The sequence below is a fragment of the Brachybacterium sp. B718/18 genome, assembly GCF_055454375.1.
The window spans coordinates 59,054-78,066 of sequence record NZ_JBVDDO010000012.1 but is presented as its reverse complement, the minus strand read 5'-3'; the positions used below and the strand labels follow the sequence as shown (position 1 = coordinate 78,066).

At 73.5% G+C, this 19,013-nt stretch carries 13 protein-coding genes and 1 other RNA gene; 6 read left to right on the top strand and 8 right to left on the bottom strand.

Annotated elements, in window-relative coordinates:
• Positions 1 to 104: 104 nt before the first annotated feature.
• On the bottom strand, positions 105 to 1,679 hold the full coding sequence (locus tag ACZCAH_RS14435; protein WP_464341749.1) for an alanine/glycine:cation symporter family protein: 1,575 nt from the start codon (positions 1,677 to 1,679) through the stop codon (positions 105 to 107).
• Positions 1,680 to 1,987: 308 nt separating this feature from the next.
• Here ACZCAH_RS14435 and ffs point away from each other — a divergent pair.
• From ffs to ACZCAH_RS14420, 3 genes are all read left to right on the top strand, one after another.
• Positions 1,988 to 2,084, top strand: an RNA gene (gene ffs / locus ACZCAH_RS14430) — signal recognition particle sRNA small type.
• A 125-nt stretch (positions 2,085 to 2,209) separates the two neighbouring features.
• Positions 2,210 to 3,151 (top strand): CPBP family glutamic-type intramembrane protease, encoded by a 942-nt coding sequence (locus ACZCAH_RS14425; RefSeq protein WP_464341748.1) that lies wholly within the window; start codon positions 2,210 to 2,212, stop codon positions 3,149 to 3,151.
• Positions 3,152 to 3,249: 98 nt separating this feature from the next.
• Positions 3,250 to 4,632 carry a TIGR01777 family oxidoreductase gene (locus ACZCAH_RS14420; protein WP_464341747.1) on the top strand — a complete coding sequence of 461 codons (1,383 nt, stop codon included), beginning with the start codon at positions 3,250 to 3,252 and terminating at the stop codon, positions 4,630 to 4,632.
• 41 nt (positions 4,633 to 4,673) lie between these two features.
• On the opposite strand, the gene ACZCAH_RS14415 is transcribed toward ACZCAH_RS14420, so the two are convergent.
• From ACZCAH_RS14415 to ACZCAH_RS14395, 5 genes are all read right to left on the bottom strand, one after another.
• Positions 4,674 to 5,966, bottom strand: a complete 1,293-nt coding sequence (locus tag ACZCAH_RS14415) for an MFS transporter (protein ID WP_464341746.1) — start codon at positions 5,964 to 5,966, stop codon at positions 4,674 to 4,676.
• Between the two features lie 170 nt (positions 5,967 to 6,136).
• Positions 6,137 to 7,639, bottom strand: a complete 1,503-nt coding sequence (locus tag ACZCAH_RS14410) for a dicarboxylate/amino acid:cation symporter (RefSeq protein ID WP_464341745.1) — start codon at positions 7,637 to 7,639, stop codon at positions 6,137 to 6,139.
• An 82-nt stretch (positions 7,640 to 7,721) separates the two neighbouring features.
• Entirely contained in the window at positions 7,722 to 8,003 is a 282-nt protein-coding gene (locus ACZCAH_RS14405) for a type II toxin-antitoxin system prevent-host-death family antitoxin (RefSeq protein ID WP_464341744.1), read from the bottom strand.
• Between the two features lie 101 nt (positions 8,004 to 8,104).
• A complete protein-coding gene (locus ACZCAH_RS14400) occupies positions 8,105 to 9,256 on the bottom strand; it encodes a WXG100 family type VII secretion target (RefSeq protein ID WP_464341743.1) in 1,152 nt (383 codons plus the stop codon).
• A gap of 78 nt (positions 9,257 to 9,334) precedes the next feature.
• Positions 9,335 to 10,735: a hypothetical protein gene (locus ACZCAH_RS14395; protein ID WP_464341742.1), complete on the bottom strand. Its 1,401-nt coding sequence runs from the start codon at positions 10,733 to 10,735 to the stop codon at positions 9,335 to 9,337.
• A gap of 151 nt (positions 10,736 to 10,886) precedes the next feature.
• On the opposite strand from ACZCAH_RS14395, the gene ACZCAH_RS14390 reads away from it, so the two are divergent.
• Positions 10,887 to 14,231 (top strand): DNA polymerase III subunit gamma and tau, encoded by a 3,345-nt coding sequence (locus tag ACZCAH_RS14390; RefSeq protein WP_464341741.1) that lies wholly within the window; start codon positions 10,887 to 10,889, stop codon positions 14,229 to 14,231.
• Positions 14,232 to 14,323: 92 nt separating this feature from the next.
• Here the strand turns inward: ACZCAH_RS14390 and ACZCAH_RS14385 are convergent, their stop codons facing one another.
• Together ACZCAH_RS14385 and ACZCAH_RS14380 are read right to left on the bottom strand one after the other, a co-directional pair.
• On the bottom strand, positions 14,324 to 14,854 hold the full coding sequence (locus tag ACZCAH_RS14385) for a GyrI-like domain-containing protein (RefSeq protein WP_464341740.1): 531 nt from the start codon (positions 14,852 to 14,854) through the stop codon (positions 14,324 to 14,326).
• A 209-nt stretch (positions 14,855 to 15,063) separates the two neighbouring features.
• A complete protein-coding gene (locus ACZCAH_RS14380; RefSeq protein WP_464341739.1) occupies positions 15,064 to 16,377 on the bottom strand; it encodes a glycoside hydrolase family 125 protein in 1,314 nt (437 codons plus the stop codon).
• Between the two features lie 246 nt (positions 16,378 to 16,623).
• On the opposite strand from ACZCAH_RS14380, the gene recR reads away from it, so the two are divergent.
• Both recR and ACZCAH_RS14370 read left to right on the top strand, forming a co-directional pair.
• Positions 16,624 to 17,217, top strand: coding sequence for a recombination mediator RecR (gene recR, locus ACZCAH_RS14375; protein ID WP_464341738.1), 594 nt, complete (start codon positions 16,624 to 16,626; stop codon positions 17,215 to 17,217).
• Positions 17,218 to 17,225: 8 nt separating this feature from the next.
• Positions 17,226 to 18,965, top strand: a complete 1,740-nt coding sequence (locus tag ACZCAH_RS14370; protein WP_464341737.1) for a hypothetical protein — start codon at positions 17,226 to 17,228, stop codon at positions 18,963 to 18,965.
• Positions 18,966 to 19,013 lie beyond the last annotated feature (48 nt).

Here is a 19,013-nt window from a genome sequence, read left to right as displayed (position 1 = left end):
CGGGGGCGGTCAATGTGCTCGTCGTGGAGTCGAGCGAACCAGACGAGAGCAGGGATCGTTCGGGAGCCGACTCGGCGGTCGGCGCCGGGCCGGGCTGAGCGGACTCAGCTCTTGGCGTCGACCCCGAGCGCCTCCGGCGGGAGCTCCCCGCCGGCCTTGCCCTGGAGCGTGTGGCCGTCGGCCCGCAGTTCCCAGAAGGTCGCGTTCTCGATCCCGAGCTTGCGGGGATCGAACTCCGGATCCAGGCCCTGTTTCTTCTGCTCGCGGTAGTCCTTGAGCGCCTTCAGGGCCGGGCCCTGGAGGAAGAGGATGCCGATGATGTTCAGCCAGGCCATGGAACCCACGCCGATGTCGCCGAGACCCCAGGCGGCGCCGGCGGTGGTCACCGCGCCGTAGGCGACGGAGATCAGCACGAGCGCCTGCAGCAGGCGCGTCAGGGCGCGGGCCGCGGTGCGGTTCTTCATCTTGCGGGTGAGGTAGTTCAGGTTGGTCTCCGCCATGTAGTAGTACGCCACGATCGTGGTGAAGGCGAAGAACGCGAGGGCCACGGCGACGAAGCCCGGGCCGAGGCCGGGGGCGAAGGAGTCGAGGCCCGCCTGGACGTAGCCCGGGCCCGGCTCGACCGAGGGGTCGAGCAGGCCGGTGTCGCTGCCGGGGATGAGCGGCGAGGTGCCGTCGGCCCACTCCTCGTTCTGGAAGCTGTTGTACATCCCGGTGGACAGGATGATGAACGCCGTCGCGGAGCAGACGAACAGGGTGTCGATGTACACCGCGAAGGCCTGGGCGAAGCCCTGTTTGGCGGGGTGGGAGACCTCAGCCGCGGCGGCGGCGTGGGGGCCGGTGCCCTGGCCCGCTTCGTTGGAGTAGATGCCGCGCTGGACGCCCCACTTGACGGCGAGGCCGATGATCGCGCCGAACACGGGCTGGATGCCGAAGGCGCTCGCGAAGATCATCCCGAACACCTCAGGGATCTGGGTGAAGTTCGCGAAGAACACGATCAGCGCGATGAGGATGTAGATGATCGCCATCGCGGGGACCACGATCACGGCGAACTGGGCGATGCGCTTGACGCCGCCGATCACGATGAAGCCCAGCAGGATCACGATCGCGATGGCGGTGACCCAGGCGGGGATGCCCCAGGCGTTGTCCATCGCGGAGGCGACGCCGTTGGCCTGCACGCCGGGGAGGAAGAAGCTCATCGCGAGGATGGTGACGGCCGCGAAGAGGATGCCGTAGAAGATCGACAGGCCGCGCGCCTTGTGCTTGTACGCCTTCTCGAAGTAGTAGGCCGGGCCGCCGCGGTACTCGCCGGTGTCCGGGTCCTTCTCCTTGTAGATCTGGCCGAGGGTGCACTCGACGAAGGAGGTCGCGGCGCCGAGGAAGGCGGAGGTCCACATCCAGAACACGGCACCGGGGCCGCCGAAGGCGATCGCGGTGGCGACGCCGCCGATGTTGCCCATGCCGACGCGTCCGGCGAGGGACATCATCAGCGACTGGAAGGAGGAGGTGCCGTCCTCGGACTTCTCGCCCTTCTTGAGCTGGTTGAGCATGTCGGGGATGTGGCGGATCTGGAGGAAGCCGGTGCGCAGGGAGAAGTAGAGCCCGGCGAGCAGGCAGAGGGCGATCAGGGGGATCGACCAGATGAGCCCGTTCGCGCCGGAGATGAGATCGGCGATCATGAAAACTCCTGGGGATAGGGAAGCGGTGACACCCTTGTCACCACGGGTCCGAGGTGACCGGGGTCACCGATCGGTGCTGGGAGGAACATACCGGACGTCCGGGGTGCCGACCGCGCAATCGAGGGCTCGTTGCCGGGTCGTTACCCCGGGAGCCGGCCGACGGGGCGCTGCCCCGACCGGCCGACGGGGCGCTGCGCCCACCCGGCCGGCGTCGCGCTGCTCCGCCCGGCCGGCGGCGCGCGCCGACCCGTGAGCGGGATCGCCCCCGACCAGGTCGAGGATCCGCGGGGTGGACGGCTACACTGGTCCACGACCCCTCGTGCGGTGTCATCTCGCTGAACTCCCCCAGGGCCTGACGGCAGCAAGGGCAGGTGGGCTCTGGCAGGTGCACGAGGGGTCGTTACTCGTCCCGGGGGTTTTCCCCACGTCGCGGAGGCGGACACCCCCGTTCCCGGCCCGCTGTCCCCGCTCCTAGCGTGGGCGGCGACGCGCAGCGCAGCAGGCGAGGCGCCCGCCCCCAGGAGCTCCCGTTGGCCTCGCTCCCCGCCGCCTCCCCGTCCTCCTCGACTCCTCCGATTCCGGCGAACGCCTCGGCTCCCTCCATTGCCGGCGGCCACTCCGCGGGCGCCCCACCGGACCTGCGCCGCGTCGGCCTCTTCTTCGCGATCTCGCTCGCCGTGACCACGGGGCTGTCGCTCCCCATCGCCCTCGGCGTCCTGCCGGTCGCGCTGTTGGGCCTCGTCGTGCCCCTCGCTCAGCTGTCCCCCCTGGTCGCGGCGCTGATCGTGCGACGCCGCGGCGAGCCTTGGTGGCGCTCGCTGGCACTGTCGGTGCCGTCCTGGCCGCTGCTGCTGGTCGCCGTGCTCGGAGGCGCCGCGGCCTTCGCCCTCGTGCCCTTCGCCCGGGTGCTGATCGGGGTCGTCGCCGGGGTGCCGCTCGCGGCCGACGCCACCTCGCTCTCCGCCCTGCTGCTCGCCGTGCCGGTGGTGCTGGTGATGCAGGCGGTCTTCGCGATCGGCGAGGAGGCGGGCTGGCGCGGCTGGCTGCACACGCAGCTCGCTCCCGTCGGCTTCTGGGGGTCGTCCCTGCTCGTCGGGGCGATGTGGGCGCTCTGGCATCTGCCGATCGTGCTCGCCCTGGGTCTTGCGCCGCGGGAGGCCGTTGGCTATCTCGGCACGATCCTGGCCGTCGCGCCGCTGCTCGGCGCGCTGCGCGAGATCTCCGGTACGGCCTGGGCGGCCGTGTTCGGCCATGGCCTGCTGAACAGCGTCCGGGTCGCCATCGAGCAGAACGTGCTCGGGCCGCTCGACCCCGGCACCGCCTGGCTGCTGGACCTGGCCTCCTGGGCGCTGTGGATCGGCGTGGCCTGGCTGGTCCTGCGCGTCGGCGCCTCGCTCGCCCCGGGTGCTCCCGTCGCCGGTGGCATGGCCCGACCCGGCCCGCCCCTTCCCCCGCGGCCCCGGGATGCGTAACGTGGCTGGTCCACGTCCATGAGGGCGCGGCCGCATCCGCGAGACCGCGCGCCGCGCCCACCGGGCACCGGACCACATCCCCGAGGCAGGGAGCCGCAGTGAGGATCGAGACTGTCCACCGGGTCGCGCATGCGCAGTCCGACGTCCTGGCCTGGTACGACAGACCCGGCGCGCTGGTCCGGCTCACTCCGCCCGGACTCGCCTCCGTGGAGGACCCGTCGGTCGGCGGCATGCGGACCGGGCGGCTGGTCGGCGCCCGTCTGGGCCCCGCGCCGCTGCCGGCCCCTCTGCGTCCGCGGTGGGTGCTGCGCCACGCGGAGAGCGATCCCGCGGGTCACTTCGTGGACCAGCAGGTGAGCGGCCCCTGGCGTACCTGGCGGCACGAGCATCGCCTCGAGGCCGACGGCGCCGCGGGTGAGAACAGCACCACGATCCGCGACAGCATCGAGTTCGAGCTTCCCCGGGGCCTCGAGCGCCTCGACCGGGTCGCCGAGTCGCAGATGCGTCGGCTGCTCGCCTTCCGCTCCCGCCAGCTGCGCGACGATCTCACCTTCCACGCCCGCTTCCGCGGCGTGCCCCGTCGCACGATCGCGATCACGGGCTCCTCGGGCCTGATCGGCACCCAGCTCGCGGCCCTGCTCGAGACCGGCGGGCACACCGTGCGTCGCATGGTCCGACAAAGCGAGGTCGGCCCGGGGGAGATCTCCTGGGACCCCCGCGCCGGGGAGCTCGATCCGGCCGACCTCGAGGGCGTCGACGTGGTCATCAACCTCGCGGGCCGCTCGATCGCGACCCGCTGGACCCCCGCCGCCCGCCGCGAGATCCGCGACTCCCGCCTCGACGGCACGGCGCTGATCGCCCGCACCCTCGCCGGGATGCGGGACGGCCCGTCGGCCCTCGTGCAGGCCTCGGCGATCGGCCTCTACGGGCCGCGCCGACCGGGGGAGACGCTCACCGAGTCCGATCCCGGCGGGGAGGGGTTCCTCGCCGACCTGGTGCGGGACTGGGAGGGGTCGACCCGCGCCGCGGACGACGCGGGCCTGCGCGTCGCCCACGTGCGCACCGGCTTGGCGCTGAGCGACGGGGGCGGCTCCCTGCTGCCCCAGCTGCCGCTGTTCCTCGCCGGGGTGGGCGGGCGCCTCACCGACGGCAGGGCCATGACCTCATGGATCTCGCTCGACGACATCGTGCGGGTCTTCGCCCACGCCGCCCTCTCGGCCGATGTCGCCGGGCCGCTCAACGGCGTCGCCCCGCAGCCGGTCACCGCCCGCGAGTTCGCGCGCACGCTGGGAGAGGTGCTGCATCGCCCCGCGCTGGTGCCGGTGCCCTCTTTCGGGCCGCGGCTCGCGCTCGGCGGCGCCGCTGCCGACGAGCTGATCCAGGTGGACCAGCAGGTCTCCTCGGCGCGGCTCGAGCAGAGCGGTTTCGTACCCGCTCACGCGCGGCTCGAGGATGCCCTGCGTCACCTGCTGCGACGCTGAGTCATCTGCTGCGGCGCTGAGTCACCTGCGGCGGCGCTGAGTCACCTGCCGCGACGCTGACGAGCGCCGGCGCCGCCGCTCAGCAGGGCGTTGACGACCCCCGCGAGCAGGACCAGCGTCGCCGCGGCCGCGGGCAGCAGCATCGCGACCGAGGACCCGGCGGACTCGGCGACCGCCCCGGTGAGGGCCGAGGCTCCCGACTGGCCCACGATCGTGGCGGAGCCCAGCATCGTCATCACCGTCGCCGAGCGGCCGCGGGGGCTGTGCTGGGCGGCGAGGCTGAAGAGGGTCACGACCGTCGGCCCGATGCCGATGCCTGCGAGCGCCATCGCAGCCACCACGCCGGTCGTGCCGTCGGCCGAGGCGAACAGGAGCATCGCCCCGAGCATCAGCGCGGCGGACACCAGCCATCTCGCGTGCAGCCGGAACCGCTCCGGCCAGAGTCCGACGGAGAGCGCGAGCACCGTGGAGCCGACGCCCATCACCCCGTAGAGCAGACCCGCGGACTCGCCGCGCCCGAGGTCGCCGAGGAAGGCGGTCAGCGAGGTCAGGACCGTGCCGAAGAAGAGGCCGACCCCGAGCGCGCCCGCCACGACCACGAGGATCGCGGGCGTGAACAGCTCCCGCGCGGGAGCCTGGTCGACGGGGGCACGGTCGACGAGGGCCTGGGCGTCGTCGCTGGGCTGCCTACGGGCGGTCGGGTGCAGCGCGAAGGCGGTGACGAACACCAGGATCAGCACGGCGGCACCGATCATCGGCGCGGCGGGGGAGAGCGTCGTGGCCAGCAGGCCCACCACCACGGGCCCGAAGACGAAGGCGGTCTCGTCGACCGCGGACTCGTAGCCCATGGTGCCGTTCATCGCCCGGGCGCGGCGCTCCGCGGGTAGACGGGTGAGGATCAGCGCGACCAACCGGCTGCGGGAGAACGGGCCGATCTGCGGGGCCGAGGCGCCGATCACGAAGCCCGCCGCGAGCACGACCGCATTGGGGAGCGGGCTGAAGGCGATCCAGCCGAGGGCCAGCAGGGCGAGCGCGTTGACGATTCCGGAGATCAGCAGGACGGGGCGCTGCCCGTAGCGGTCGGCGGCGGCGCCCAGCAGGGGGCCGACGAGAGCGGCACCGAGTCCGACGACCGCCGAGTTCAGCCCGCCCAGCGCGATCGAGTCGCGGGCGGCGACGACCAGCGTCAGGGTGCCGACGACCATCATCGCGAAGGGGAAGCGGGCGAGGAAGGCGACCGGGAAGTACGAGGAGCCCGCGGCGGCGCGCAGGGTGGTGGGGCGCGTCGGCGGCGCGGTGGCCTCGGGGTGTGCGGCGGTGGGCGGCAGGGTCATGGGTCGGGGACCTCCTCGACGGTGGTGCCGCCTTGGACGGTCCGCGTGACGGACCCGAGGTAGATGCACCCTGGAGCCCGCGGGGGCGGGCTGGATGGGGACGCGCCGAGTGTATCCAGCTCAGGCGGGGGTGGGCCAGGGCGCGGTGCCCGGACTCACCCCCGCCCGGATCAGACGCCCGCGGAGGCGGAGCGGCGATCGCCGGGAGCGGTGCCTGCGTCGGGGACCGCGGTGTCGGAGCTGTCGGCGGACTCGCCCGCGTCGGCCCCGGCCTGCTCCACCTCCCCGGCTTCCTCTGCCTGGATGGCCTGGAAGGAGGTGCGGCGGGTGGCGTCGTAGGCGCGCTGGTCGAGGATCTTCTCGCGCTTGGCGACGATCACGGCGACGAGGGACTGCCCGGTGACGTTCAGGGCGGTGCGGCCCATGTCGAGGATCGGGTCGATCGCGAGCAGCAGCCCGACGCCCTCGAGGGGGAGGCCCAGCGTGGACAGCGTCAGGGTGAGCATCACGGTCGCGCCGGTCATGCCCGCGGTCGCGGCCGAGCCCAGCACGGAGACGAGCACGATGAGCAGGTAGTCGGTGATGCCGAGCGGTACGCCGTAGAAGTTCGCGACGAAGATCGCGGCGAGCGCGGGGTAGATCGCGGCGCAGCCGTCCATCTTCGTGGTGGCGCCGAGCGGCACGGCGAAGGAGGCGTAGTGGCGGGGGACGCCCATGCGCTCGGTAACGGTCTGGGTCATCGGCATGGTGCCCAGCGAGCTGCGGGAGACGAAGCCGAGGGAGGTCGCCGGCCACACGCCGCGGAAGAAGGAGGCGATGGAGAGGCCGTTGACCTTCAGCAGCACCGGATAGACGACCAGCAGCACGAGGAGCATGCCCACGTAGACGTCGAGGGTGAACAGGCCGAGCTGGCCGATCGCGTCCCAGCCGTAGGAGGCGACGGCGTTGCCGAGCAGGCCGACGGTGCCGATCGGGGCGAGGCGGATGACCCACCACAGCAGCTTCTGCACGATCTCGAGGGCGGAGCCGGTGACCTTGAGGAAGGGCTCGGCCTTCTCACCCACCTTGAGCACGGCGATGCCCACCGCGATCGAGATGACCAGGATCTGCAGGGCGTTGAAGCTCAGGGAGACGGAGCCGTCGTCACGGGTGGAGCCGGCGATGCCCAGGAAGTTCGAGGGAACCAGGCCAGTGAGGAAGTCGAGCCAGCCGCCCTGGGTGGAGGAGGCCGCGGCGGCGTCGGCGGAGACGCCGGAGTTCGCGCCCGGGGAGGTGATCGCGCCGAGGGCGATGCCGATGGAGACGGCGATCAGCGAGGTGATCGCGAACCAGAGCAGGGTCTTCCAGGCCAGGCGCGCGGCGTTGGTGACATTGCGCAGGTTGGCGATCGAGGTGACGATCGCGAGGAAGATCAGCGGCGGGACCAGGGCCTTCAGCAGCGTCACGAAGATCGTGCCGATGGTGTCCAGGGTGACGGCGAGCCAGTTCGCACCGTCGGGGTTCGAGTCGGTGGGGGCGACGGGACCGATCGCGGCGGCCGTCAGTCCGAGGACCACGCCGAGGACGAGGCCTGCGAGGACCTGCCAGCCGAAGGGGATGCGGGCGATCGCGGCCAGCGGGTTGCGCCGGGCCGACGGGGTCGCCGGGGAGGAGGAGGTGGTGGGTGTGCTCACGGCCCAGAACGCTACCCATCGGTGCGCTCGCTTTCAACATGATCGCTAGGGGATCACATTAGAGACGCTTTGGGGGTGGGGATCAGAGGCCCTCGAGGATGTCGAGGGCGTCCTCCAGGAGTTGCTCGTCCCGGGACTTCGGGGGCCGGGTGTAGGGCTCGTCGCCGAGCGCTTCGCAGGCCCGCTCGAAGAAGTCCGCGGAGACGAGCACGCCGCGCGGTCGGGCGCCGCGGCTCACGATCTTCACGGGCTGGTGGTTCGCGCGCTCGAGGTATTCGCTCAGGCGCGCACGGAACTCCGCGGTCGACACCACCGCGTTGCTCACCGCTGCCCGAGCGGCCGTCAGGAGGACCGGTGTACTCATGAGAAAGACCGTACATCATGTACATGATGTACCGGGCTTCTCGCGATGAGACCGGGGTCCGGGCCGGGCGGGCGCGGTGGGTGTCGCCCGCTCCGCCGGGATCAGGTGAGGTTGTCCTGGAGGAACTTGTAGGCAGCGCCCCGCGAGTTGCCCGGGGTGACCTGATCGAAGAGCAGGGCGGCGGGTCCGCCGATCGTCTGACTCACCCCGACCCCGAAGCCGGACGTCAGCAGGTTCCGGCCCAGTTCGCTCTCGACGCCGTGGGCGTCGGCGATGTCCGTGCCGAGCTGCTCGCCCGGCTCGGTGATGCCGGCCTCGCGAGTCTTCTGCGTCATGTACTTCTCGACGCCGTCGAGCGGAGAGCCCTCGTTCCACGTGATGTCGGTGCCGAAGACGGTGTGCTCGTCCCCGAGGCGCGACGTGATCTCGCCCCCGATGAGGTCCGCCACGGTCAGACCGGGGATGGCCTCGAAAGCAGCCCGGTTCGTCTTCCACAGGACGGCCTCGGCGTTACCCTCGCTCGCCGCCTTGCCGATCTCGTAGAGGTCCGGGATCACAGGGACCCCCTTCCGGGTCAGGTCGAACGCCTTCTTGGCGAACTTGGAGTCGTCGAACCAGTCCTTGGAGCTCGAGAGCCACTCCCCGGTCTTCTCGGTCCCCCACTCCCACCCTGTGGAGAGGGCCTCGGTGCCCCAGTTCTTCGCCCGCTCGAGCGGGTTGTCGCCGAGGATGAGGTCCAGGTTCTTCTCGACGAACCTGTTGAGGGGGTTGTCCGGCCCCAGCGGGGCGTTGATCGGGCCGAAGGGCGGGAACGGGGCGTCCTCGCCGAGGAACCGATCGAGCGGGCCGCCATCCCGGAAGGGGTTGATCTTGTCGAGCGGACCGCCCGGCCCGAACGGACCGCCGGGCCCGAAGGGCGAGAACGGACCGAACGGGGCGCCGATCGGGCCGAAGGGACCGAAGGGGAGCGCGGGGATCCCGGACCCACCGTCCGACGAGCTGTCGTCCTGCTCGTCGGCGTGCTCGAGGAGCTCGTCGGCCCGCTGACGCAGCGTCCGCAGGACCTCGCGCAGGCGCTGGCGGGCCTGGTCGCAGTCGGCGCGGAAGGCGTCGGCGTCGGTCCCGACCCACGTGACCTGATGGGAGAGCGCGAGCGCGGCCTCGACCAGCTGCTCGAGCGTCTCCGCGCTCGTGGTGGTCAGCTCGCTCTGCTCGCGCAGCTGCTCGGTGTCGGCCCCCAGGAATCCCGTCATGGTCGAGAAGAGTAGGGGAGCCCTGCCCCGGAGGACATGGGGAGAACTCCCCGCCGCCGGCGATTGCCGGGGAGCGGTTCAGCGCGACGTGTTGGGAGCGTCGTTCGTCGGCTCCTCCTCGGACGGGGAGACTTCCGCGGGTTTCGGATCGAACGGGCTGCGCACCCGTGCCGAGGTGCCGGAGCGCTCCCGTGCCGTGTGGTCCACGCGCTGCCGCAGGTAGGTCCTCGCCGTGAGGCCCACGAGGACGGCCACCGAGACCGGCACGGTCCAGCCGGGCACCTCTCCGTTCCCGGCCAGGACGATCAGTATCGAGACCACGAATATCATCACGATCACACCCGCTATCAGTCGGACCGCCGTGGTGTTGGCCCGTCGGTGCTCGGGGTCGGTGCTCATCTCGTTCTCGCCGATCATCACCTCGGGCCGGAAGATCGCGACCGCCGGGATCACCACGAAGACGCTCGCCGCCAGGCCGCCCGCCATCCCCACCCCCATCGCGGCGATCGCGGCGACCCCCAGGAAGCCGACCACCGGGGCGTCGGCCGCCACCAGGCCGTCGTCGCCGATCAGGGTGATGTGGTGGGTCGAGAAGCCGCGCCAGATCGGGGGCAGGAGGCTCACGAGCATCAGCGGCACGAAGATGACCACGGACGCCAGGACCGGCACCGCGATCGTCATCCGCAGCGAGTTCATGATCGGTCCGACCTCGGCATCGAGCCGCCAGAGCGTCTCGACGACCGCCCACAGCATCGGCAGCGCCGGGAGGAAGACGACGGCGATCGTCAGCAGCTCCGCCGTGTCCGGGTCGAACGGACGCAGTGAGAACAGCAGCAGGCAGACGAGGGAGGCGAGACCGCTGAGCACGATCAGCACCCGCGTCACCGGGGAGACGAGACGCGTCAGCCCGGAGTCCTTCGGGCCCGTCGTATAACGGATGGGGCGCGGTTCCCGGACCGGTCGGCGGGACGGCGACTTCCGGCCTTCGCGGTCCCTCCGCTGCAGCCGCTCGCGCACCGCGGGGCCGACGGCGGCCACGGCCGCAGCGATGAGCGCGGCCGCCGCAAGGGCGACGGAGAGGACGAAGGGCGTGTCCTCGGGCAGGGGCATGGCGTGCCGCACCCGGAACAGAGCCCCCTGCCGGACCCCCTGGGCGTCGGCGAGGAGGAGGTCGAGGACCAGCGAGCCGCCGACGCCGATCGCGATCAGGAGCGGTCCGACCACATCACCCGCCCGCCAGCGCTCCCTGCCGCGCAGGCCGCGGAGCGCGAGCCAGCCCGCCCCGGCGAGCGCGAGGAGGTGCGTCACGGCGATCACGACGAACGGTAGCGCTCCCGCGTTCCCCGCGGACGCGGCGATCAGGAAGGTCGCGACGGGGACCAGGATCAGCAGGATCGGCCCCGTCAGCACCACGAGCAGGGGCCTGCGCTCTGAGGACGCGGGCCCGGTCGGCGGCGTGCGCGGCGAGGGCGGGGTCATGCCGAGGATGATTTCATGAGCAGCGCCCGGGCGGAGTCGCTCGCACCGGGAGTGTGGACGCGCCGGGACTGTGGACGAGGACCGTTCCTCCCCGATGCCCGCCCGTCCCCATCCGGGCGTGGCTGTGGGCGGCCTCGACTAGCCTGTCGGGGTGGCCACCGCTCTGTACCGTCGTTACCGCCCGGAGTCCTTCGCCGAGGTGATCGGCCAGGACCACGTCACCACGCCCCTGCGGCGTGCGCTGCGCGCGGGACGGGTCGGGCACGCCTACCTGTTCTCGGGCCCGCGCGGATGCGGCAAGACGACCTCCGCCCGCATCCTCGCCCGCTGCCTGAACTGCGCCGAGGGTCCGACGGACACCCCGTGCGGCACCTGCGACTCATGCCGCGACCTGGCCCGCGGCGGCTCCGGCTCCCTCGACGTGGTGGAGATCGACGCGGCGAGCCACGGTGGTGTGGACGACGCCCGCGAGCTGCGCGAGCGCGCCTCCTTCGCCCCGGTCCGCGACCGCTTCAAGGTGTTCATCATCGACGAGGCCCACATGGTCACCTCGGCCGGCTTCAACGCGCTGCTGAAGCTCGTCGAGGAGCCGCCGGACCACGTGAAGTTCGTCTTCGCGACCACGGAGCCGGACAAGGTCATCGGCACCATCCGTTCCCGCACCCACCATTATCCCTTCCGGCTGATCCCGCCGCAGATCCTCGGCCCGTACCTCGAGGAGGTCTGCCAGACGGAGTCCGTGCAGGTCGGTGAGGGCGTGATGCCGCTGGTGGTCCGAGCGGGAGGCGGCTCGGCCCGTGACTCCATGTCGGTGCTGGACCAGCTGATGGCCGGCGCGGGGGAGGACGGCCTCGACTTCCCGACCGCGATCGCGCTGCTCGGCTTCACCGACACGGCGCTGCTGGACACCGCGATCACCGCGGTCGCCGAGCGGGACGCCGCCGCGCTGTACGGAGCGGTCGAGCAGGTGCTCGCGACCGGGCACGAGCCGCGCCGCTTCGTCGAGGACCTCCTGGAGCGGATGCGCGACCTGATCGTCCTCGCCGCCGTGCCGGATCGCGGCGCGGATCTCCTGCCGCAGGTCCCGGCCGACGAGCTCGAGCGCATGCGCCAGCAGGCGACCCTCTTCTCCCCGGCCGACCTCTCGCTGTGCGGCGATCTGGTCCACGAGACCCTCTCGACGATGTCGGGCGCGACCTCCCCGCGCCTCCACCTCGAGCTGCTGGCCGCCCGACTGGTGCTGCGCGACGAGCGGGCGGGTGCGGTCGCCGCAGCGCCGACGGGCGGCGCTCCCGCGGGCACGGGTTCCCGCGGAGGCGCGGCGGGCGGGCAGGGTGCCGCCGGTGGGTCGACGCGCGCAGGGGCTCCCGCCGGGGCCGGTCCGGCCGACGCCGAAGGCGGTGCTCCCGCCGGCGGTGGTCGGGAGGAGGCGCGGCGCATCGCGCAGGAGCGCGCCACCGCGTCCCGGCAGTCCCGCGGGGGTCGGCCGACACCCGAGCCAGACCAGCGGACTGAGCAGTCGGCCGCCCCGCAGCAGCGGCCCGTCGAGCAGGGCGGCAGCGGATGGGGCGATATCGCGACCGCGCGACCCGGTGCGGGCGCGTCCCGTCCCGAGCAGCAGACCCCGGCCCCGGCGGCGCCCGCTGCGGGATCCAAGACTCCGGGGGAGGCGGCGGGGCGGCCTGCCGAGGCTCCGTCCGGCGCCGCGCGGTCCGCGGGCCCGCAGCCGGCGACGCCGCAGGGGCCGGCCGCGGAGAGCGCGGCGCCGCAGGGTGCCGCGGCGAGCGGCGACGGCCTCGACGAGCAGGAGGTCCGCGGCCGTTGGGGCGCGATCCTCGACGAGCTGCAGCAGATCCGTCGGCCGGCCTGGGCGCTCATCGCGCAGAACGCCCAGCTCAACGCCGTCCGCGGGCGCTCCCTCGTGATCGGCTTCCGCACCGACGGGCTCCTCGCCGCGTACCACCGCGGCACTGCGCCGCAGAACCTGGCCGACGCCGCACGGCGCGTGCTCGGGGGCGACGTCGCGGTGGAGGCCGTGGTGGGGGAGGGACCCGGCGGCGGTGGCCCGACCGAGGGAGGCCCTGCTGGCGGCGGTCCGGCCGGCGGCCCGGCCGGGGGCGCGCCCGCTGGCGGTGGCTCTGCCGGTGGTCCGGCTGGCGGCGCACCTGCTGGCGGTGGCTCTGCCGGTGGTCCCTCCGGGGGTGGCCCGTCGCAGCCGGCCGGCCCCGCCCCCTCCCCGCGCGATGAGCATGGTCCCGGGCAGGCACCACGCGCCCGGAGCGAAGCCGCGGCCGCGCAGGGTCCTCGCGGCGGCAGCGCCCCCTGGGGCGACTCGGCGCCCGGTCCCTCGCGTCCCGACGCCCGGAGGAGCCCCGCTCCCACGGCAGCGTCAGAGGATTTCCCCCCGGAGCCGGAGGACCCCTTCCCGCCGGACCCCGAGGACGACTACCGCCCCCATGACGCCGACGACGCCCGGCTGAGCGAGCGCCGTCCCGCGCCCCCGGCGACGGACGCGACAGCGGCGGCTGATGCCTCGACGTCCGTCAAGCCGCGGTGGGCCGACCTGCTCGAACGGCATGGCGGCAACGTCGACGAGGAGCCCGGCCCGGGGAGCGCTGCCTCCGCGGTGCCCGCCGGAGAGGTGCTCGAGGTCGAGGACGAGGGACGCGACTCCGTCCCCGACGGCGAACCGCGCACCCATGGCCAAGCAGCCCTGCGCCGCGCGCTCGCCGAGGGCCGCGTGGTCCGCTCGCTGCCCCCGTCGGGCGGCTCCGCCGCCGGAGGCGCCACCGTCGGCGGACCCGCCGGCGCGGTCCCCGCCGAAGACGACGAGGGCGCCTCGTGGGGCGGCACCGCGGCCGACGCGTGGTCCTCGGTCGACGCGCAGTCCGCGGCCGACGTGTCGTCCGGCCTCGCGAGACCGTCCAGCGGACCGTCTCCGGTGAGCCCGAGCAGCCCCGTCGGTGCGGACAGCCCGCTCGGTGCCGACAGCTCCGCGTCGCCGCAGAGCCCCGCGTCGCCACAGAGCCCCGACGATTCGGGGTCGGACGCGGCGGCGTCGCAGGCGGCGCCCACGACGCAGGCACCCTCGGCGGCCGCCCGCGCAGCCGCCTCGTGGGGCACGGCTGGGATCGCCGCTGCGGGAGACCCCGCGGCACAGCCTGCGAGAACGCCCGCGGCACAGCCTCCGGCGACGTCCGAACCGCAGGCGGCGGCTGCGTCGGCGGCACCGTCGGCGCCTGCGGATCGGGCCCCCGCTCCTCGCAGCGGCGCCGCGCTCGTGCGGGAGGCGGCATTGGCCTCGCGCACCGCGAACCAGCAGCGCGGTCGGGTCGGCCGGGCCGGCGCTCAGCCCGAGCCGGAGGTCGACCCCACCGGTGGCGCATCGCGCGACGACGAGGACGCGGAGGTGACCTCGCGCAGCGGCCGGGAGGTGATCGAGAGCGTGCTCGGCGGCCGGGTGCTCGAGATCATCGACGAGACCCCACAGATGTGACCCCACCCATGTGACCCCACCGCCGCGGGCTCAGCCCGGGGGAGCGCACGCCCTCGGCAGGCGCCGATGAAGCGGCCTCCGCCGGAGCGAGCTCAGCCCTCGCGGGGAACGAGCAGGCTGAACAGGTCCGTGCGCAGGTGCGCCGGGTTGGTGTCCGGCGTCGGCTCGGTCACGTACATCTCCCAGAACGGGTAGGTCATCTGCTCCTCGGACTCGCCGATGTCCTCGGTGAAGGCGCCCCAGGCCTCGGCGAGCCCGCCGTAGCTGCCCACGTGGCTGATCCAGCCGATGCGTCCCGCCGGCAGCACCGACCCGGTCACCTCGAAGCCGTTCGGCAGCGTGATCCCCTCCGTCAGCGGACGGTCCACGGGCAGCCCCACCTCGAGGTCGGCGGTCTGCACGGGCGCCCGATGGTGCAGGGAGAACGCGGGACCGATCGGGGAGATCCCCGCTTCGGCGAGCGCCGACACCAGGTGCGAAAAGGTGCCGTCCATCAGGTCGGGCATCTCGAACATCGGGAAGTCCTGGCGCCGCACCACCGCGGTCGGGACCTCCGGCGCGGTCGTCACCTGGGTCTCGGCGGCCGGCTCGGCGGCGTCGTACGGGGGCGGCAGCGGGGTCATCGAGGCGGTTCCTGTTCGGGAGATGGGCTCGGGCTGAGGCGCGCCGAGTCACGGACGCGACCGACCGTACCCCTCTGCGCTGAGGAGCGCACCAGCCGACGGTCGACGGCCCCGCGACCTCCGTCGGCCGCCTGGGCCGGCCCCGTGAGCGCGCCGCACCTGCGCGGCGAGCCCGCGCCGGGATCCAGCGCCCCCTGTCGTCCCGCCGCTCAGCGGTGCACGCCCGCCAGATCCAGCGCGAGCTCGCAGAACATCGAGTTCGACCAGGAGAACCACTCGCGGGTGAACCGCGTCGGATCGTCCACGTGCACGCCCTCGTGCATCATCCCGGTGCCGCCGTCGGTCGCGATGAGCGTCTCCAGGATCGCGAGGCGCTCCGCATCGTCCGCTGAGGTCAGGCCCTCGACGCACTTCGCGATCGGCCACACGTGGTCCGGCGGAGTGTGCGGGGAGCCGATGCCGCGCAGCTGCGCGCCCTCGTAGTAGTAGGGGTTCGCGCCGGACAGCACCGCGGCGCGCGTGGCGACGTACACCGGGTCCGACGCCTCGGCGCAGTCCAGGTACGGCAGGCCCAGCAGGCTCGGCACGTTCGCGTCGTCGAGGAACACGTGGTTCCCGAGACCGTCGACCTCGTACGCCCAGATCCGTCGCCCGTCGGGCCCGTCGATCTGACCGTGCCCCGCGAGCGCCTCCCGGATCTCCGCGCTCAGCCGCCGCGCCTCCGCGGCCTCGTCCCTCTCGCCCGCGACCTGCTCGAGCAGATCGCCGAGCCGCTCCAGCGCGAGGGCGAGGAAGTGGTTCCCGGGGATGTTGTAGCCCAGCGTGCAGGCGTCGTCGCTCGGCCGGAACCCGGCCCAGACCATGCCGTTCGGTGCGGTGAGCGAGCCGCGGCCGTCCCGTGCGAGGGTGTCCTGGGCGGGCACCCCGGCGCGGCGGAAGCGGTAGGTCGAGCGCTCCTCGTGGTGCTGCTCCGTGCGGACCGTCTCCAGGACCGTGCGCGCCGCCGCCACGAACTGCTCCCCGGCCCAGCTGGTATCGCCCGTCGCCCGCCACAGCCGCCACGCGAGGTCCGGCCCGTAGGAGAGCGAGTCGAGCTCGAACTTCCGCTCCCACGCCCACGGGTTCTCGCGGTCGGTGTCGTCGGAGTCCCAGTGCGAGGCGTCCGGCCGACGGTTGAAGGCGTTCGCATACGGGTCCAGGACGATCTGCTGCCACTGCCGACGCAGCAGGCCCGCGAGCAGATCCACCAGCACCGCACGGTCCTCCTCGGCGCCGACCCCGGCCGAGACCAGGCGCAGCAGCGGGGTGAGCTGCGCGGCAGAGTCCCGCAGCCACATCGCGGGGATGTCCCCGGTGATCACGAAGGTGGTGCCGTCCTCGTCGACACTCACCGTGGTCTCGGAGGTGTTGCGCAGATAGGCGACGACGCGGTCGGCGATCTCGCGGCCCGCGGGGGCGTCGCCGAGCCCGGACAGGACCCGCTCGTGCACGGCGTCCAGCAGGGCGGAGGGCAGGTGGACCATGGTTCTCCTCGGGCGATCCGCGGGGTGCAGGGCCACTCCGGCCGACGGCTCCCGGGAGGGCGGCGTCGGGCGGTGGATCTGCGGGGTGCGGCCAGCGTAGCCGGTTTTCTCCGGGCGATGGACTAAATCGCGGGGAGAGGACGCAGGCACGTTCCGGGCACCGTCGCGCCCGATGCCGCGCACCGCACATCCACACCCGGCCCCCGTCGGCCGCCGCCGTCGGTGTCGATGACTACAGTTGAGGCCGTGTACGAAGGCATCGTCCAGGACCTCATCGACGAGCTCGGCAGGCTGCCGGGCATCGGCCCCAAGTCGGCGCAGCGGATCGCATTCCATCTGCTGGACGCCGACGAGGCCTCCGTGCGCCGTCTCGCGGAGGTCCTGATCACGGTCAAGGACACCGTGCGCTTCTGCGAGATCTGCGGGAACGTCTCGGCCGACGAGCGCTGCCGCATCTGCGCGGACGCCCGCCGCAGCGACGAGGTGATCTGCGTGGTCGAGGAGTCCAAGGACATCGTGGCCATCGAGCGGATCCGCGAGTTCCGCGGCCGCTACCACGTGCTCGGCGGCGCGATCGACCCGATCGGTGGCGTCGGCCCGAACGACCTGCGCATCACCCAGCTGATGAGCCGTCTCGGCACCGGGGAGACCCAGGAGGTCATCCTCGCCCTCGACCCCAACATCGAGGGGGAGGCCACCGCCGCCTACCTCTCCCGCCTGCTCGCCCCGCTCGAGCTGACCGTCACCCGCCTCGCCTCCGGCCTGCCGGTCGGTGGCGACCTCGACTACGCCGACGAGATGACCTTGGGGCGCGCCTTCCTCGGCCGCCGCACCGTCTGAGAGCCCCGATGACCTCGCCGTCGGACCGCGCACTGCCACCCCTGCGGGACCTGCCCCCGCCGCCGCGTCTGCCGCGCGAGGACACCTCGCTCCTCCCGCCGGCGGAAATCCTGCTCGAGTCCCGCCGCGCCCTCACCGGGCGCCTGCTGCGCCGTTCCTGGGCGCCGGGACTGGTGCTGCTGGGGCTCTGGCTGGTGTTCGTGCTGCTGTACGTGTGGGGGGCGGCGCCGACCTTCTGGGCCTTCGCGCTCCTCTTCGCGATCGGGGACGCCGCCTATCTCCGCGCGACCCTCTTCGGGCTGGGCTTCAGCCCGAGCGGGCTGTGGGCGGCGCTGCTGCTCGTCCCCCCGATCGCGACGCTGACCAGCGCGATGCTGCTGCCGGTCGCGAGCTCGCGGATCGCCGCCCTCGAGCCGCGCCGCTTCCTCTCCGAGGAGTCCTTCCAGAAGGCCGTGCGGGATCTCGCGACCGCGGCCGTGATGGCGCCGCCGGTGCTGGCCCTGCTGCTCGCGCCGCTGCTCGCGGCCGTGGGCGTGCCGCAGCCGTGGGCGGGGGTCGGCGCCGGGCAGCTGACCGCGCTGAGCCTCGCCCTGCTCGCCGTGATGGGGGCGTGGCTGCTGGTGCGCCGCCTGCTCTCCGCGCCGCGTCTCCTCGGCGTCGAGCCGTACGCGGCGATCGAGGTCACCGCGCGGATCGGTCGGGACCCTGGCGCGCGCCGCACCGCCGCTCGCCGGGTCCTCGCGCAGGATCGTCGCCACCTCCCGCCCGTCCCCGGCACCCCCGAGGCGGGCGCCGGGCTCAGCCCGCGCGGCATGGCCCGGTCCCTCGCCGTGATCGGCCGCTCGACGCTCACCTGGGTGCTGCCTGCCGCCGGGGTGCTGGGCTGGCTGGTGTTCGGGATCGCCGACGCCGTCTCGATGTTCACCCGTCTCTCGATCGACGACCTCGCCGCCCTCGAGCCCATCCTGACCTGGGAGATCATCGCGCTCGGCACGCCGCTGCTGGGCCTGGTCGTGCTCGGGCTGAGCCTTGTCCCGGGTGTGGCGGTGCGGTTCGCCGAGGGGGCGCGGGCCGAGGTGATCGACGAGCGCACCTATCGCGAGTGGGTCCATCGCGCCCGCGTGAACCCGTGGGAGGCGCGGGCGGTCACGCTCTCGGGGGTGCTCGCGGCGCTCGTGGCGCTGCTCGGACTCGTCGCCGCCGGCACGGGTGTCGCCCTCCTCGGGGTCGGCACCCCGCTGATCTGGACGGCACTGGTCATGGCGGCGCTCGTGCTCGTGCCGCTGCTCGGCGTCGGCGCCGCGCACTCGCTGCGCTCGGGGCTGCGGTACGTGCTCTACGGGCCGGCCGGCGACGTCATGCGCCGTGAGGCCCCGCACGCCCTGGTCGCCCCCGATCTCGGCACCCGCACCGATCGCGCCCAGGATCCGGCCGTCCGCGCCGCGCTGCGCAAGCGCCTGCAGGCCGAGGGCGGGGATCACGCGCTGGAGATCTTCGACCTGGACGCCGCGGGGGAGCGGCTGTGGGTCGACGACTCCGTCCCCGGCGCCCGTCCCACCGAGGTGCGCGCGGCCGATCTCGCCGCGGGCCAGCTGCCCGACTTCGGGGCGGGGGACGGGCCGGGGTCCGGTGGGGTCGCCGCCGCGGGCTACGGCACGGCAGCACCGCTGGAGGGCGGGCGCCGGCGGGACGCCGACGGCGGCGAGCACCAGGTCCCGGAGTCGACGACCGGGCTGCGCGAGCTCTGAGCCGCGGGCTCGTCGGCCCAGCCGCGGGCCCGTCGGCCGGACCGCGGG

Coding starts and splice junctions, on each gene's coding strand:
- ACZCAH_RS14405 (WP_464341744.1), bottom strand. CDS start 8,003: ATGAGTACACCGGTCCTCCTGACGGCCGCTCGGGCAGCGGTGAGCAAC.
- ACZCAH_RS14380 (WP_464341739.1), bottom strand. CDS start 16,377: ATGGTCCACCTGCCCTCCGCCCTGCTGGACGCCGTGCACGAGCGGGTC.
- ACZCAH_RS14370 (WP_464341737.1), top strand. CDS start 17,226: ATGACCTCGCCGTCGGACCGCGCACTGCCACCCCTGCGGGACCTGCCC.
- ACZCAH_RS14385 (WP_464341740.1), bottom strand. CDS start 14,854: ATGACCCCGCTGCCGCCCCCGTACGACGCCGCCGAGCCGGCCGCCGAG.
- ACZCAH_RS14415 (WP_464341746.1), bottom strand. CDS start 5,966: ATGACCCTGCCGCCCACCGCCGCACACCCCGAGGCCACCGCGCCGCCG.
- ACZCAH_RS14435 (WP_464341749.1), bottom strand. CDS start 1,679: ATGATCGCCGATCTCATCTCCGGCGCGAACGGGCTCATCTGGTCGATC.
- ACZCAH_RS14400 (WP_464341743.1), bottom strand. CDS start 9,256: ATGACGGGATTCCTGGGGGCCGACACCGAGCAGCTGCGCGAGCAGAGC.
- ACZCAH_RS14395 (WP_464341742.1), bottom strand. CDS start 10,735: ATGACCCCGCCCTCGCCGCGCACGCCGCCGACCGGGCCCGCGTCCTCA.